Raw genomic sequence first — 16,495 nt, 5'->3', positions numbered from 1 at the left:
TCTGTCCCCTTCCGATCAGCCGAGCATCGGCATGCGGATGCCTTTGCGCTTCGCGGTCTCGACGGCCAGCTCGTAGCCGGCGTCCGCGTGGCGGACGACGCCCATGCCCGGGTCGGTCGTGAGCACACGCTCGAGCCTTGCTTCCGCGTCCTTCGAACCGTCGGCCACGACGACCATGCCCGCGTGCAGCGAGTAGCCCATGCCGACGCCGCCGCCGTGGTGAACCGACACCCAGCTCGCGCCGGAAGCCGTGTTGACGAGCGCGTTCAGAATCGGCCAGTCGGCGATCGCATCGCTGCCGTCGCGCATCGCTTCGGTCTCGCGGTTCGGCGAGGCGACGGAGCCGGCGTCGAGATGGTCCCGTCCGATCACGATCGGCGCGGACAACTCGCCGGAGGCGACCATGTCGTTGATCAGCTTGCCGAATTTCGCCCGCTCGCCGTAACCGAGCCAGCAAATCCGGGACGGCAGCCCCTGGAAGGCGATTTTCTCCTGCGCCATCCGGATCCAGCGGCGCAAGCCTTCGTTGTCCGGGAACGCCTTAAGCACCGCTTCATCTGTCTTGCGGATGTCTTCCGGATCGCCGGACAAGGCGGCCCACCGGAACGGTCCTTTGCCTTCGCAGAACTGGGGACGGATGTACGCCGGCACAAAGCCGGGGAACGAGAAGGCGTCGGCCACGCCTTCGTCGAACGCGACCTGGCGGATGTTGTTGCCGTAATCGAAGGCGACGGCGCCGAGCTCCTTCATCTTCAGCATCGCTTCGACGTGGCGGGCCATGCTCGCCTTGGACAGCTTCACGTACGCTTCCGGATCGGACTCGCGCAGCCGCTTGCCCTCTTCCATCGTCATCCCGGCCGGCAAATAGCCGTTCAGCGGATCGTGCGCGGACGTCTGGTCGGTGATGATCTCCGGAATGAAGCCGCGCCCGATCATTTGCGGCAAGATCTCGGCCGCGTTGCCGACGAGGCCGATGGACAGCGGCCGGCCTTCCTCCTTCGCTTCCTTCGCCAGCGAGATGGCGTCGTCCAGACTGTGCACGATCATGTCGCAATACCGGGAGTGGATGCGCTTCTCGATTCGGCTCTGGTCGACGTCGATGCCGATGACGACGCCCTCGTTCATCGTGACGGCGAGCGGCTGCGCGCCCCCCATGCCGCCGAGGCCGGCCGTCACCGTAATCGTCCCCTTCAGGCTGCCGCCGAAATGCTGTCTCGCCAGCTCCGCGAACGTCTCGTACGTGCCTTGCACAATGCCCTGGCTGCCGATGTAAATCCAGCTGCCGGCCGTCATTTGGCCGTACATGATGAGACCTTTCTTGTCAAGCTCGTGGAATTTCTCCCAGTTCGCCCAGGCCGGCACGAGATTGGAGTTCGCCAGCAGCACGCGGGGCGCGTCCTTGTGCGTACGGAAGACGGCGACGGGCTTGCCGGACTGGATAAGCAGCGTCTCGTTCTCTTCGAGCTGCTGCAGCGAAGCGACGATGGCGTCGAAGCTCTCCCAGTTGCGGGCGGCTTTGCCGATGCCTCCGTAAACGACGAGCTTCTCCGGGTGTTCGGCCACCTCCGGATCGAGGTTGTTCATCAGCATCCGCAAGGCGGCTTCCTGAACCCAGCCCTTCGTGTTCAATTTCGTTCCTCTCGGCGCGCGGATGACGCGATCTTCGGCATACAGACTCATGTTTGAAATTCCTCCTCTAATGGGGTGTAATCGGTGCGGTCGGGCATCAGAGCCCGTCTTCGGATCCTGCGCCCGCCGGACTCCCGGCGGCTCGCAGAGACCATCCGGCCATTGTCGGCCCGAGGTCCGGACGAGCGGACAAGTCTTCCGGCCGGCATTTGCGGCGCTCGGACTCACGGCAGCTCGGACAAGTCTTCCAGCGAATCGGAACTTCGCATCCAGTCGGCGATCGTCTTGAAGTCGCCCGACAGCACGCGGTCGCGGTCGACGAACGGCACCCGTTCGCGAATGCGGCGGTACAGCTTGCCGGTGCCTTCGCCCAGCAGCGCCGGATCGCGGAAATCGGCGGCCTGCGCAGCGCACAGCAGCTCGATGGCCAGCACGTTGTAGGCGTTGTCGACGATCTGCCGCGCTTTGCGCGCTCCGATCGTGCCCATGCTGACGTGATCCTCCTGGTTGCCTGACGAAGGAATCGAATCGACGCTGGCCGGATGGGCGAGCGATTTGTTCTCCGACACGACCGAAGCGGCCGCGTATTGGGCGATCATGAAGCCCGACTCCACCCCGCCGTTCGGCGTCAGGAAAGGAGGCAAATGCTCGTTCAGATGCGGGTTGACGAGCCGTTCGACACGCCGCTCGGAGATGTTCGCCAGCTCCGCGGCGCCGATCGAGAGATGGTCCATCGCCAGCGCGATCGGCTGGCCGTGGAAGTTGCCGCCCGAGATGACGCGGTCTTCGTCCGCGAAAATAAGCGGATTGTCGGTCGCGGAGTTGATCTCGATCTCGAGCTTCTCCTCGACGTAGGCGATGGCGTCCCGGCTCGCGCCGTGGACTTGCGGAGCGCAGCGCAGCGAATAAGCGTCCTGCACCCGGCGCTCGCCCTGGTCCGTCATCAGCTTGCTGCCGGCCGTAAGCTGGCGGATTCGTTCGGCCGACCGGCGCTGCCCCCGGTGCGGGCGAATGGCGTGCGTCGCGTCGTCGAAGGCGTCCCGCACGCCGTACAGCGCTTCGGCGGTCAGCGCAACGGCGCAATCGGCCCATTCGGCCAGCCGCTTCGCGTCCCAACAGGCGAGCGCGCCGACGGCGGTCATGACCTGCGTCCCGTTGATGAGCGCAAGCCCTTCCTTCGCCTCCAGTCCAATCGGCTGAAGGCCCGCCCGCGCCATCGCCTCCCCGCCGGGAAGCCGCTCGCCCTGGAACCAGGCTTCGCCTTCACCGACGAGGACGAGCGCCAGATGCGACAGCGGCGCCAGATCGCCGCTCGCGCCGAGCGATCCCTGCTCGGGAATGACGGGCGTCACGCCCCGGTTCAGCATATCCGCCATAAGCTGCACGACTTCCGGGCGAATGCCCGAGTAGCCGAGCGCCAGCGCGTTGACGCGCAGCAGGAGAATCGCCCGCGCCGTCTCCTGCGGGAACGGGCGCCCGATGCCGCAGGCATGGCTGCGGATCAGGTTGAGCTGCAGCGCCTTCGCGTCCTCCGCCGAAATATACGTGTCGCTGAATTTGCCGAAGCCGGTCGTCAGACCGTACACGACTTTTTGATCGCGGAGAAGCTTCTCCACGTAATCTCTCGTTCGTCTCATCGCCTGAACGCTGCGCTCGTCGATCGCCACTTTCCGATGATGTCTCGCGACGGATACGACTTCTTCCAGCGTCAGGGAGTGTCCGTCGATGTTAACCGTTCGTTCGGCCGTTGTAAGCATTCGGTCACCTGCTTTACGAATAATGAAAAAAGCCCATACCAAATCGAAGGTACCGGCTTCTAAATCACTAATCGCTATATGGCCGCTAAAGGTCGCTTCCGCTTTCAAACCATGGGCATGCTTCTGAAAGTCTTGTGTTGCGTCTTCATCTTCCGTCTTCCATCTTGCCTCTTACAGCTTGCCTATTAAAACTTGACTCCAGCGAACGAATCGCTCTAATAAATGCACTAAATACTCTGCACTGCTCGTTGCTTCTTTACGTTTCCAGCCGCAGCTCGACCGACCGGGCATGCGCCTGCAGCCCTTCGAACCGCGCCAGCGCGGAAATTTTGCGCCCGTTCGCCAGCATGTCTTGGCGGCTGTAGCGCACGACGCTCGTCTTCTTGACGAAGTCGTCCACCGACAAGCCCGACGAGAAGCGCGCCGTCCGCCCCGTCGGCAGGACGTGGTTCGTTCCGACGAAGTAATCGCCGATGGCCACCGGGCTGTCGTCCCCGATGAAAATGGCGCCCGCATGCTTGATCTTGCCCAGGTGCGCGAACGGATCGCGAATCTGGATCTCCAGATGCTCCGTCGCCAGCTCGTTGACGATGTCGATCGCTTCGTCCAGATCGCCGGCTAAGCAGATGGCGCCGAAGTTCTCCACAGCCTTGGCCGCGATGTCGCGCCGCTCCAAAGCTTCCATTTGCTCGGCGGCAAGCCGCTGCACTCCCTCGGCCAATTCGGCGGATGTCGTGACGAGCGTGACGGATGCGAGCGGATCGTGCTCCGCCTGCGCGAGCAGATCGGCGGCAATATAGGCGGGGTTTGCCGTCTCGTCGGCCAGCACGACGACCTCGCTCGGGCCGGCGATCATGTCGATGGCCGCTTGACCGAACACTTCCCGCTTGGCGATGGCGACGAACGCGTTGCCGGGACCCGTAATTTTGTCGACTTTGCGGATCGTCTCGGTTCCGTAAGCGAGCGCGGCGATCGCCTGCGCGCCTCCGACCTTGTACACTTCGCGGATGCCGAGCTCCGCCGCGGCGACGAGCACGGCCGCGTTCAGCCTTCCGTCCTTGCGGGGCGGCGTCGTCATGGCGATCTCCTTGACGCCGGCGACGAGGGCGGGGATCGCGTTCATCATGACGGACGTCGGATAAGCCGCCGTTCCCCCGGGGACGTAAAGCCCGACCCGCTCGATCGGAAGGACGAGCTGACCGAGAATCGTGCCGCTCTCCGAAGTCGTCATCCACGACTGGCGGAGTTGGCGCTCATGGTAACCGCGAATGTTGCGGATGGCGTCCCGTATCGTTTCCAGCACGTCCGGAGCGATGGCGCGGTAAGCTTCTTCGATCTCCTCTTCCCGAACGGCAAGCTGAGGCAGCACGACTTTGTCGAATTGTTGGGTCATCCGCAGCAAGGCGGCGTCCCCTTCCCGTTTGACCTCTTCTATAATGTGCAGAACGGTCTCCCTGCGTTCCGGATTGGCGGAGACGTTCGGCCGGGCGGCGACCAATTCTCGTCTCGGCACGATTTTGAGCATGATGCTTCACCTCCGATGGAATAGGTTTATGCCTGAAGCGCCTGCTTATGAAGCGATTTCTGCCGCTCCAGCTCGGACACGATTTCGCGCTTGTAGTGGACGAACCGGTCGGACAGCATGTCGTTCCAGTCGCGCGGCTTGTGCATGTCGATCGTCATCTCTTTCGCCACGCGGCCCGGATGGGCGCTCATGACGTAAACACGGTCGGACAAATAGATCGCCTCGTCCACGTCGTGCGTGACGAACAGGACGCTGCACTTCTCTTCCGCCCATATCCGCATGAGCAAATCCTGCATGTCCCTGCGGGTCTGGGCGTCCAGCGCGCCGAACGGCTCGTCCATGAGCAGCATCTTCGGCCGGTAGACGAGCGCCCGCGCGATCGCGACCCGCTGCTGCATCCCGCCGGACATCTGCGCCGGATAATGCTTCTCGAAGCCTCTGAGGCCGACCAGTTCGAGGAAATGGTACGCCATTTCCTTCTTTTGCGCGGCGGTGAGGCCTTTCGTTTTTTTCAGTGCGAACGCGACGTTCTCCCAAGCGTGCATCCATGGAAGCAGGCTGTATTGCTGGAAGACGACGCCGCGATCGCGGCCCGCGCCTTCGATCGGCACGCCGTTCAGCGTCAGCGTTCCGCGCGTCTTGGCGTCAAGCCCGGCGACGAGCCTTAGAAACGTCGACTTGCCGCAGCCCGACGGACCGAGCAGCGAGACGAATTCTTCCTGATGAATGGTCAGATGAACGCGGTCGAGCGCGGTAATTTCCTTCTTGTTGCTCATGAACGTCTTCGTGACGTCTTCCGCATAGAGCATGACTTCTTTGCTCGCAGGCTGCTCTTGCGCCAGATGGACGGCCATCGATCCTCACCCCTTCGCTTTCTCCAACGTTTTCCACGGGAACATCCGGCGGTACAGCCACGCGAACAGCTGGTCGGTTATGAGACCGAACAAGCCGATGACGAGGATGCCGAGCACGATCCGGTCGGTGCTCAAATACCGCTGCGCCTGCATGATCCGGAAGCCCAAGCCTTCGGAAGCGGCGACCAGCTCCGCCACGACGAGGTACGTCCACGCCCAGCCCCAGGTCGTCCGGAACGTGTCCACCATGCCGGGCAGCGCCGCGCGGAACACGATGCTGCGCGTAATTTCCCCCTTGGTGAAGCCGAGCGTATGGCCGACTTCCACGAGCGATTTGTTGACGGTTTTGCAGTTGTCGGCGATCATAATGACTTCCTGGAAGAAAACGCCGAGGAACAGGATGAAAAACTTCTGCATGTCGCTCGTTCCGAACCAGAGGATGGAGAGCGGAATGAACGCGACGGCCGGCATGTAGCGGATGAGGCCGATAAGCGGCTCCCAGACGGCTTGCCAAGTGCGGGAAGTCGCCATCATCATGCCGATCGGAACCGCGAAAATCGTCGAGATGACGAAGCCCATCAAGATCCGGTAAAAGCTGACGCCGACGTCCTTGAAGAAGATGCCTTCGTCGATTTCCTTGCTCAGCGCCTCGAGCGTGCCTCCCGGCGTCGGCAGGAACAGCGGGTCGATCAGCTTCGAATACGTCACGACGGACCAGACCGCCAGGACGAAGAGGATGCTTGCAACCGATAGTACCGTATATTTTCTCAATGGCATCGCCTACCTAGATATGATTAAAACCAAAGCCGATGGTTTCGTGCTCAAAGCCTTTTTTGGGCGCGCCGATCGTGCCGTAAACGGCGACCGCGACCCAGTCTCCTTCATGCTGCACGGCTCCCGCGAACTTGCCGCGAACGATCGAGAAGGTCAGGCCCACCGTCCGGAGAATGTTGCCGAACTGCACTTCTCCCCGGCCGACGCCTTGCAGCGCTTCGATGATGGCGTGATACATCGCGTGCACTTCCCGGTACGATTCGCTGTCGATGATGCGGTTGTTTTTGGCGGCCGTCTCGATCGCGGCGATGACCTTCATCATGTCCATGGCCCCCACCCGGCCGATGGTGAAGCGGTAGCCGCCCGCGGTCAATTGCTCCTCGACGCTTTGTCTCCACTCGTGTTCCTGAAGGACGGCCAGCAGGATGGCCAGCTTGCCTATCGGGAAGTTGGAGTCCGGACCGTTGTGCATGGCGTAATCCCCTCTCGTGCGGCCGGGCCGCCTTCCTCCCGCTTCCGGAAGGAAGGCGGCTTGCCGCTTATTTCAACTGGAACATCTGCTCGAGATCCACTTGCTTGTTCAGCACCTTCTGGTTCGCGAGAATGTCCTGGATGTTCTTCGCGGCTTGCAGGAACTCGCCGGAATCGGCCAGCTTCTCTTGATCCGGAGACGTATAGTAGTTCAAGCCTTCCAAAATGACGGGCAAATCGGCGACGTCGATGCCGCTCTTCTCGGCAATGATCTTGTTGCCCGCTTCTTTATTGCTATTCCAGTAGGCCATCGTCTCATCCCACACTTGCTTCAGCTTGTCCTTGACTTCCGGATGGGCGGTCAAATAATCGGACTTGATGACGGCAAGGTCGCTGATCAGCCCAGGCGCGTTCTCGCCGGAGAAGAGGATTTGCACTTCGCCCTTCGACTTGACCGTCGAGATGTAGGGCTCGTACGTGACGGCGGCATCGACTTTGCCCGACAGAAGCGCAAGGCCCGCGTCGGAAGCCGGCATGTAGACGACCTGAACGTCGTCGATCGTCATGTTGTTCTCCTTGAGCGCTTCCCGCAGCAGCAAGTCGGAAGTGGTGCCTTCCTCGAAGGCGACCTTCTTGCCCTTCAGGTCGGCGATGCTCTTGACGTTCCCCTTCGACAGAATGGCGTCGGCCTTCTTCGATTGGTCCAGCAGCACGATGCCGTTCAACGACAGGCCGTTGTTGCCGACCATCTTGATCGCCGTATGCGTGGCGATGTTGGCGACTTTGATGTTGTCCGAAGCGAAGGCGGCGTTGATGTCGGAATCCTGGTTGAAGTTGACGACTTTGACGTCCAGACCGTATTTCTTGAAAATGCCTTGATCGGCCGCGATCCACCACGGCGCGTAGCCGACCCACGGTTCGACCCCCATGTTGAAGGAAAGCGGCTCTCCGGTTGCCGCGCCGCCGGCCCCGGAACTCGCGCTGGCCCCCGATTGGGCGTTCGAATCGTTGCCGCCTCCGCTGCAGGCGGTCAGCATTCCGACCGTCAGGCACATGGCGGCGAGGAACAGCGTTTTCGTTTTCGTCTTCGTTTTCATCATCTGCACAGTATCACTCCAATCTTTTTATTCGAGGGCGCGCAAAAACTGACAATGAATAGCAAATCCCTCCATAAAATAATAAAAATGTGCTCGATAACGGAGACTGGAGTTCCCGTTATGAAAAGCACATTCTTTAAACTAAGAACTATACTGCGCTTATTAATAATGTAACGGCGAAAATGAGGCTTGTCAATAAAACACGTTAACTTTCATCACATTTTGTCGAAAAAATGGGTACATTCACGGAACGGGCGTTCCGGTATTTGCTAAATTATTGGGATTATATAATATAATTAGAATGTTAAGCGATTTTTTAAATTATAAGTCTTTCACAAGGTGTTTGACCCGGCGTCAGAGAATATAACAAAAAAAGCGGACGAAGGTCCCTCTCAGGATCTTCGCCCGCTCCAGAAGCCGCGGTACAGACCGGTGACGAACAGCATGGCCATGGCCGCGAAAAAAACGACGTAGAGGCCGATCAGCAGACGGATGTCCGTTCCCGGAAAAAGAATGGAAGAACTGATGATGCCGAACAACCAAATGTGCGATAAATTGCCGACGATGGACGAGATCAGATAAGGCGACGGACGAATGGACGAGATCGATGCCAGAAAGGCGATCACATTGTTCGGCATGATCGGGAGCGTCCGCATCAGAATAATCGCCCAGACGCCGTACAGTTGGAAATACTTTTTCCACTTGGCGTACCGGGCTTCGTACCGCGCCAGCTTCCGGTCGAACCAGTCCGCGAACCAATAGCGGCAACAATAAAAGACGACGAGAGAGACGAGGATGCTGACCAGCCAGCTCATGATCAGTCCGTTCACGATGCCGAGCGCCGATATGTGCAGCATGATGAGCGTCGTGAACGGGAACAGGCCGAGAAAGCCTTGCACGATGGCGAGCGGCACGGTGATCAGCAAAATGTTGAACCCGTCCAGCTGCGTCGTCGCGAGCAGCCAATTGATGCTGTCATTGATCATTCCCATTTCGGATACCTAAACCTTCCACGTTTTGACTGTCCTTCACAGCTTACTATAGTTGTATGAACCCACCGTGAAGAACAGGCCGCCTCACACGCCTTCCACGACGTTCTTGAATTGATTGTTGAACATACGGGCGTACATGCCCTGGCGCTGCATGAGCTCGTCGTGGGAGCCTTGCTCGACGATGCCCCCCTTGTCGATCACCATGATCGTATCCGCATCCCGGATCGTGTTCAGGCGATGGGCGATCACGAACGTGGTCCTTCCCTGCATGATATGAAGCAATGCGTCCTGGATATGCCGTTCGGTGCGCGTATCGATGCTGCTGGTCGCCTCGTCCAGAATGAGGATCGAAGGCTTGGACAGCACGACGCGGGCGATGGCGAGCAGCTGCTTTTGGCCTTGGCTCAAATTGCCGCCGTTCTCCGTCAGGACGGTATCGTACCCGTCCGGAAGCTGGCGTATAAAGCCGTCGGCGTTGGCGGCCGCCGCCGCGGCCCGGACCTCTTCGTCCGTCGCGTCCGCCTTGCCGTATCTAATGTTATCCCGAATCGTGCCGGAAAACAAATACGTGTCCTGCAGGACGATGCCGAATACGCCGCGCAGGCTGTCCCGCGTATATTCGCGGATGTCCCGCCCGTCGATCAGTATCCGCCCTCCCGTAACGTCGTAGAACCGGGTCAGCAAATTGACGACGGTCGTCTTCCCCGCGCCGGTCGGCCCGACCAGGGCGACGCTCGTGCCCGCCTCCGCCCGAAAGCTCATGCCGCCGATAATCGGCGCGTCCGGCCGGTAGCCGAATCGGACATTCTCGAAGACGACTTCCCCTTGCGGATGGAGGAGCCGGACGGCGCCGGCGGCGTCCTCCGGCTCCTCCTTCTCGTCCATCACCTCGAACACCCGCTCCGCGCCGGCGATGCCGGATTGCAGCACGTTGTACACGTTCGCGAGATCGTTCAGCGGCCGGACGAATTGCCGGGAATAGCTGATGAAGCTGGCGATAATGCCGACGGTCGCGAGTCCCTTGACGGCAAGAATCCCGCCGACGATGGCGACGGCGGCAAAGCCGAGGTTGTTGATGACGCCGAGCAGCGGCATGAGGAAGCCCGACCAGATTTGCGCGCGAATGCCGGTGTCGCGAAGCTTACGGTTCGTCTCCTCGAACGATTCGACGACGCTTCGCTCGCGGTTGAACGCCTTGACCGCCTCGATGCCGGAGATCGTCTCCTCGATCTGCCCGTTGAGCAGGCCCAGCTGGGCCTGCTGTTCCCTGAACAATCCCGCCGTACGCTTCGTAATCGTCCTGGCCAGCAAATAGACGAACGGCACCGTAATCAAGCTGGCCAGAGTGAGGAGCGGGCTGAGCGCCAGCATCATGACAAGCGAGCCGACGATGGCGATCGCGCCGGACATCAATTGCGAAGTCGTCTGCGAGACGGTGGTGCTCACGTTGTCGATGTCGTTGGACAGCCGGCTCATAATTTCCCCGTGGCGGCGCGTATCGAAATAGACGAGCGGGAGCTTGTGCAGCTTGCCGAACAGCGCGCCCCTCATGCGCAGCACGATCCGCTGCGAGACGCCGGCCATCAGCCAGCCCTGCAGCCAAGTGAGCAGGGCGTCGCCGATATAGGCGGCGGTGAGGGCGACGAGAACGCCTTCAAGCAGCCGGAAATCGACGCCTCCCGCGTCGCGGGCGATCGCGTCGACGGACACGCCCACCAGATAGGGACCGACGAGCGTCAGCCCCGAATCGATGAGCAGCAGGACGAAGACGATAAAGAGCCATTTCCGTTCCTGTCCGATATAGCCCCAGAGACGTTTGAGCGTTCCGCTCATGTTCTTGGGCTTCTGGGCCGGGCCGCCCCGGCCTCTGGCCGGCGGCCTGTTCATCAGCGACACGTTCGGCGGAGGGCTTCCGTTAGCTGCGGTATTACGCTCTGGCGCCATGCGCATGCATCTCCTTGCCGATCTGCGAACGGTAAATTTCTTGATAGACGCGGCAGCCGCGAAGCAGCTCTTCGTGCGTGCCGAAGCCGGCCACTTCGCCGTTGTCCAGGACGACGATGCGGTCCGCGTCCATCACCGACGAAATCCGCTGGGCGATGAGCAAACACGTCAAGCCCTCGGCGTATTCGCGCAGCGACTGCTTGATCAACGCTTCCGTGGCGGCGTCCACCGCACTCGTGCAATCGTCCAGGATGAGAATCGAAGGCTTGCGGATGAGCGCCCTGGCGATCGACAGCCGCTGCTTCTGGCCGCCCGACAGATTGACCCCGCCTTGGCCCAGCTTCGTCGAATAGCCTTCCGGCAGCGCGGAGATGAAGTCGTGCGCCGCCGCCATCCGGGCTGCGGCGATCACTTCCTCTTCCGTCGCCTCTTCTCGCCCCCACCGGATGTTGTCCCGGATCGTCCCGGTGAACAGCATCGGACGCTGCGGCACGATGGCGACCCGGTCCCGGATGCGCTTCGGATCGAGATCGCGGACGTCGACGCCGTCGATGCTGACGCGGCCGGAGGTGACGTCGTGGAAGCGCGGGACGAGGTTGACGAGCGTGCTTTTGCCCGCGCCGGTGGAGCCGATGATGGCGACCGTCTGCCCCGGCAGGCAGGCGAAGCTTACGTCCTTAAGCGCCGGAGCGCCCGAATCTCCGCTATAGGAGAACGTTACTCCCTCGAAGTCGATTCTTCCGCCGGTCTCCGGCAGAACGGCGTCCTCCTTCCAGGCCGTCTCGTCGCGCAGCGACAGCACTTCCCCGATGCGGCTCCAGGAAGCGATGGCGCGGACGAGCATGTTGAACACCATGGAGATGACCATGAGCGAAAACAATATTTGCGTCATGTAATTGACGAATGCGACGATGTGCCCGACCTGCATGCGCCCGGCATCCACGCGAAGCGCTCCGAGCCAGATGACGGCGACGATGCCGAAATTGACCGTGAGCAGCACCGCCGGATTGAAGACGGCCATGCGCTTCATCGCATTCGCGGCGTTGCGGCGGTATTCCTCGTTGACCCGGCCGAACTTGTCCGTTTCGTCCCGGAAGCGGTTGAACGCCTTGACGACCCGCACGCCCGCCAAATATTCGCGCATGATGCCGTTCAGTTTGTCCGTCGCCCGCTGCACCTTCTGGAACAGCGGAAACCCGATGCGAAGGTTGAGGGCGATCAAAACGCCTACGACGGGCACGACGACGATGAGTACGACGGACAGATGCGGATTTAAACGGATCGCCATCACGAGACTGCCGATGCACAGAATCGGAGCTTTGGCGAACAGGCGCATCATCCCGTTGACGAAGTTCTGCACCTGCGTCACGTCGTTTGTCAGCCGGGTGACGAGCGTCGCCCGGTCGAACCGGTCGAGGTTGCGGAATGAGAGCGATTGGATATGACGGTACAGATCCGACCGAAGCTCCGCTCCGAACGTCTGGGACACCCGGCTCGAGACGATGTTCCTCCCCGATGCGGCGATCGCCCCGACGGCCGTCACGAGCAGCATGAGCCCGCCGAAGCGGAGAACGGCGCTGCGGTCGGAAGGCGCGATGCCCTCGTCGATCATGCGGGACAGCAGCGTCGGCTGCAGCAGGTCGCAAACCGCTTCCAGCGCGACGAGCAGAAAGGCGAAGGCGAACGGTATTCCGTATGTCCGAACGTACTTGGACCAGCTACGCATAAACGGATTCCCCTCTGCGCGAATGACGAAAGGAAACCGCAAAGCGCGATTTCCTTCTCCAAAATAGATCCCCGTCTTATTGTATAGCGGTCCCCGCCAATGATCAACTTATCTTACCGGTAAAATTTATTTCTCGGTACGCTGCCAAGCGAGCTCCGCCTTCAACCAGGCCGCGAATTTGCGGATGCCTTCTTCGAACCCCGTCGACGGCTCGTAACCGAGCAGCTTCTTCGCTTTCGTCAGATCGGCGCAAGTCCGCTCTACGTCCCCCGGTTGCATCGGCTGCCGGTCCAGCTTCGCTTGCGCGCCCCACTCCTTCTCCAGCGTCTCGACCATCCGCGCGAGCGAGACGGTTCGGTTGCCGCCGAGATTGACGATCTCGCAGACATCCTCATGCCGCTCCACGTAACGGATGGCGCTCCGGATTCCTCGCACGATGTCCGCCACGTACGTGTAGTCGCGGCTGGTCGAGCCGTCGCCGTAGAACGGAATCGGCTCCCCCCGTTCGATTCGCTCGGCGAACTTGCGGATGGCCAGATCGGGCCGCTGTCTCTCCCCGTAAACGGTGAAAAAGCGCAGCACCATCCCGTCGATGCCGAACAGATGGCTGTACGTGTAAGCCATCAGCTCGCAGCTTCTTTTCGTCGCCGCGTACAAGGAGATCGGCTGCTCCACGGGATCCGCTTCCGCGAACGGGATTTTGCGGTTGTTGCCGTATACGGACGAGGAGGACGCGCATACCCATTTCCGGACGCCGTGCGCCCGCATCCGTTCGAGAAGCTGCAGCGTTCCTCTGACGTTGACGTCTTCGAACAGCAGCGGGTCGGCAATGGAGGCGCGGACGCCCGGCATCGCGGCCAAGTGGACGACGGCATCCGGCTTGTGCGTACGGAACAGCGCTTCCACGGCGCTCCCGTCGCGAATGTCGGCGATCTCGAGCCGGTACCGCTCGGAACGGACAAGCGAGCGAAGCCGGGACAAATCTTCGTCCTTCTCCCGATAGTCGAACGCCGGGCTCATGCCCAGCGTCTCCAGGACGTTGCGCACTTTGAAGCGGTAATCGTACGTATCGGAGAAATTGTCCGCGTTGACGACGGTGTGGCCGTCCTTGAGCAGCGCTTCGCACAGATGCGATCCGATAAACCCGGCTCCGCCCGTCACCAAATAAGTGCTCATCGTCTCTCTCCTTCTCTGGTTGCCGGCACTCGTTCAACTTTTCGACGAATAGAACACGTGCTTCGCTTCGATCCGGCTTCCGCTAATTTTGATCAAGCCGAACGAATACTGGGGCTGCCTTCGTTTGTCCGTCGGCGATCCGGGATTGAAGACGATTATGCCGTTTACTTCTTTGAGCGCGGGCACGTGCGAATGGCCGTACACGATGCAATCGACGTCGTCGTCCTGGAACGAACGGATAGCCCGCGCCTCCGTCGCGTCTCGCGTACCGTTCCCGTGTCCGTGTACGAGACCGATCCGCTTATCCCCGAGCTTCAGTATTTTTTTCAGACCGAATCTCTTGACGATCTCCGGCCCGTCGTTGTTGCCCGCGACGCCGTCGACCGGCGCGAACTTCTCCAACGCCTCCAACACCCGGAGATCGGTCCAGTCGCCCGCGTGCAAAATATGGTCCACCTTGCGTAACGCTTTGGCCAGCGGGGCCGGCAGCGATCTCGCCATGCGGGGCATGTGGGTGTCCGATACGATTCCGAGCAGCACCGCCTATCCCTTCTTTCTTACGATCCGTAATACTTGCTCAAAAGCGGAATCAGTCCGAGCGGGTTTCTTAGAAGGTCCTTGGCGCTGAAATAGACGTCTCCCTGCACCCGGTCGACGGTCGCGTTGTAAGCCAACTGATCGATGATTTCCTGGGCCGATTGCCAGCCGGCCTCGCTCGTTCCGAGCTTATACGGCGCGTGTCCGATGTAGAGCTTGACGTTCGTGCCTTTGACTTCGTTCGCCCACCAGTCGGTCAACACGTCGTAGCGGGCGTTCGGGTACGAGAGGCTCCAGTAAATTTGAGGGACGACATAGTCGATCCAGCCATTGCGGATCCACGTCCGCACGTCCGCGAACATGCTGTCGTAAGACGTGACGCCCGCCTTTGTCTTCGAGCCGGCCGGATCCGCCGAGGCGTTGCGCCAGACGCCGAACGGGCTGATGCCGAACGGCAGTTGCGGCTTGGCGGCATGAATGGCTTCGCTCAGCTGCCGAACGAATTGGTTGATGTTGTCGCGCCGCCAGTCCGCCTTCGCTTTAAAGCCGCCGGTGTTATACTTCTGGAAGGAAGTGTCGTCGTTGAAGACCACCCCGGACGGATAAAAATAGTCATCCAAATGGACGCCGTCGATGTCGTAGCGGTTAACGACTTCCATCACGGCATCGATGATGTGCTGGCGCGCGGCCGGAACGCCGGGATCGAGGTAGGTCGTTGTAGCCGACGACGATTGGACTTGTACGATCCAGTCGGGATGGGCGACCGCGACATGGTTGGATGCCAGCGTCGCCGTCGTCGCTTCGGTGCTGGCCCGGAACGGGTTGAACCAGGCTTCGAACCGCATGCCGCGCTTGTGCGTCTCCTCGATCATAAACGCCAGCGGGTCGTAGCCCGGATCGGCGCCTTGCTTGCCCGTCAAATACTTGGACCACGGGACGAGGCTCGACGGATAGAAGGCGTCTCCCGCCGGGCGAACCTGCACGAACACCGTATGGATGCCGATCGCTCGCAGATCGTCCAGCAGCTTCTTGTATTCTTCCTGCTGCTTGACGGCATTGCCGTACGAAGCGGCCGAAGGCCAATCCAGATTGTACACCGTAGATATCCACGCCCCGCGCATGGCCGTATGGCCGGCGTCGGCTCCTCCGCTCGGGGTGCCTTGGCCGGGCTCGCTGCCGGACCCGCCGTCGCCGTTACCGCCGCCGGACGTTCCTTGGCGCGTCAGCGTGACGGTTCGGGCGGTCTGGCTCCAATCCACCTGCACGCCCAGGCTTTCGCCGACGAAACGGAGCGGCACCATGATTCGGCCGTTTTTGACATCGACGGAGGCGTCCAGCTTGACGGAGGCGCCGTTCACTTGGGCGGTCGTTTGGCCTTTCGTCATTTTGACGACGACGCCGCTTTGGGCGATGGTAACCGTCTTGGCGCTTTGGGACCAGTCCACTGTGGCGCCCAAGTTTTCGCTGATGACCCGAATCGGCACCATCGTGACATTCACTTTCGGCACTACGTAAGGGGCCGCATCCGTAACGAGCGGCTTGCCGTCCAGCACGAGGGCGATCGGACCGGACGCCGCGGCTTCTGAATGGCCGGCCCACCGGAAGGAAGAGATGAACAAGGCCAATAGACAAATCCACACCGTGATCTTGCGCAACCGCATCTTCAGCAAAACTCCTATTCTTAACATAATCAATTCCGTCAAGAATAGACGTCAATTGCGGGAGATAGTTGCACGAAAAAACGCTTTAAGGCGTTGCGGCGCCGTCTTAAAACGTTCGATAACATGCGTCGGCGGGATCGCGGCACGGGTTTGGGCGAGGGGTGCACCGCAACTCTGTCAATGTGAGGAAGCTGGTTACTCTCTTTCGCCCTCTGCGCCGCATTCCTTCTTAGTTCACCATATTCATCCATATAGCGGCCGATCGGCGGACATGCGGTTCCGTCTTGCAAACGTCCCATGTTCGTCCAGCTTACACGATCTTATCAAATAACCGACGCCCGAACATATAATG

Annotated in this window: 13 protein-coding genes; all 13 read right to left on the bottom strand. The window is 60.7% G+C overall.

Annotation, left to right across the window (positions count from 1 at the left end; all coding sequences use genetic code 11):
• Positions 1-15 precede the first annotated feature (15 nt).
• The gene (gene hutU, locus G485_RS0113660; protein WP_027093016.1) at positions 16-1,680 is read right to left on the bottom strand and encodes a urocanate hydratase; all 1,665 of its coding nucleotides are present in this window, start codon (positions 1,678-1,680) and stop codon (positions 16-18) included.
• 173 nt (positions 1,681-1,853) lie between these two features.
• Positions 1,854-3,386 (bottom strand): histidine ammonia-lyase, encoded by a 1,533-nt coding sequence (hutH, locus tag G485_RS0113655; RefSeq protein ID WP_027093015.1) that lies wholly within the window; start codon positions 3,384-3,386, stop codon positions 1,854-1,856.
• A gap of 256 nt (positions 3,387-3,642) precedes the next feature.
• Complete coding sequence (gene hisD, locus G485_RS0113650; protein WP_027093014.1) at positions 3,643-4,911, bottom strand: histidinol dehydrogenase; 1,269 nt, start codon at positions 4,909-4,911, stop codon at positions 3,643-3,645.
• Between the two features lie 26 nt (positions 4,912-4,937).
• A complete protein-coding gene (locus G485_RS0113645; protein WP_084423306.1) occupies positions 4,938-5,765 on the bottom strand; it encodes an ABC transporter ATP-binding protein in 828 nt (275 codons plus the stop codon).
• 6 nt (positions 5,766-5,771) lie between these two features.
• Positions 5,772-6,536 (bottom strand): ABC transporter permease, encoded by a 765-nt coding sequence (locus G485_RS0113640; protein WP_051318269.1) that lies wholly within the window; start codon positions 6,534-6,536, stop codon positions 5,772-5,774.
• A gap of 13 nt (positions 6,537-6,549) precedes the next feature.
• On the bottom strand, positions 6,550-7,011 hold the full coding sequence (gene hutP, locus G485_RS0113635) for a hut operon transcriptional regulator HutP (protein WP_027093011.1): 462 nt from the start codon (positions 7,009-7,011) through the stop codon (positions 6,550-6,552).
• Between the two features lie 67 nt (positions 7,012-7,078).
• Positions 7,079-8,110 (bottom strand): ABC transporter substrate-binding protein, encoded by a 1,032-nt coding sequence (locus tag G485_RS0113630; RefSeq protein WP_051318268.1) that lies wholly within the window; start codon positions 8,108-8,110, stop codon positions 7,079-7,081.
• A 389-nt stretch (positions 8,111-8,499) separates the two neighbouring features.
• Positions 8,500-9,099: a TVP38/TMEM64 family protein gene (locus G485_RS0113625; RefSeq protein ID WP_027093009.1), complete on the bottom strand. Its 600-nt coding sequence runs from the start codon at positions 9,097-9,099 to the stop codon at positions 8,500-8,502.
• Between the two features lie 84 nt (positions 9,100-9,183).
• Positions 9,184-11,043 (bottom strand): ABC transporter ATP-binding protein, encoded by a 1,860-nt coding sequence (locus G485_RS0113620; RefSeq protein ID WP_035156196.1) that lies wholly within the window; start codon positions 11,041-11,043, stop codon positions 9,184-9,186.
• Positions 11,027-12,769, bottom strand: a complete 1,743-nt coding sequence (locus G485_RS0113615; protein WP_027093007.1) for an ABC transporter ATP-binding protein — start codon at positions 12,767-12,769, stop codon at positions 11,027-11,029. Before G485_RS0113615 ends, G485_RS0113620 begins: the two co-directional genes overlap by 17 nt.
• 126 nt (positions 12,770-12,895) lie before the next feature.
• On the bottom strand, positions 12,896-13,945 hold the full coding sequence (locus G485_RS26465; protein WP_035156193.1) for a GDP-mannose 4,6-dehydratase: 1,050 nt from the start codon (positions 13,943-13,945) through the stop codon (positions 12,896-12,898).
• A gap of 33 nt (positions 13,946-13,978) precedes the next feature.
• On the bottom strand, positions 13,979-14,485 hold the full coding sequence (locus G485_RS0113605; protein WP_027093006.1) for a metallophosphoesterase family protein: 507 nt from the start codon (positions 14,483-14,485) through the stop codon (positions 13,979-13,981).
• 17 nt (positions 14,486-14,502) lie between these two features.
• Positions 14,503-16,143 carry a family 10 glycosylhydrolase gene (locus G485_RS0113600; RefSeq protein ID WP_027093005.1) on the bottom strand — a complete coding sequence of 547 codons (1,641 nt, stop codon included), beginning with the start codon at positions 16,141-16,143 and terminating at the stop codon, positions 14,503-14,505.
• Positions 16,144-16,495 lie beyond the last annotated feature (352 nt).

Origin of the sequence: Cohnella thermotolerans DSM 17683 (assembly GCF_000429825.1) — a bacterium.
GTDB lineage: Bacteria > Bacillota > Bacilli > Paenibacillales > Paenibacillaceae > Cohnella > Cohnella thermotolerans.
The sequence above is the reverse complement of the archived record's forward strand: the minus strand, read 5'-3'. Positions and strand labels throughout refer to the sequence as shown.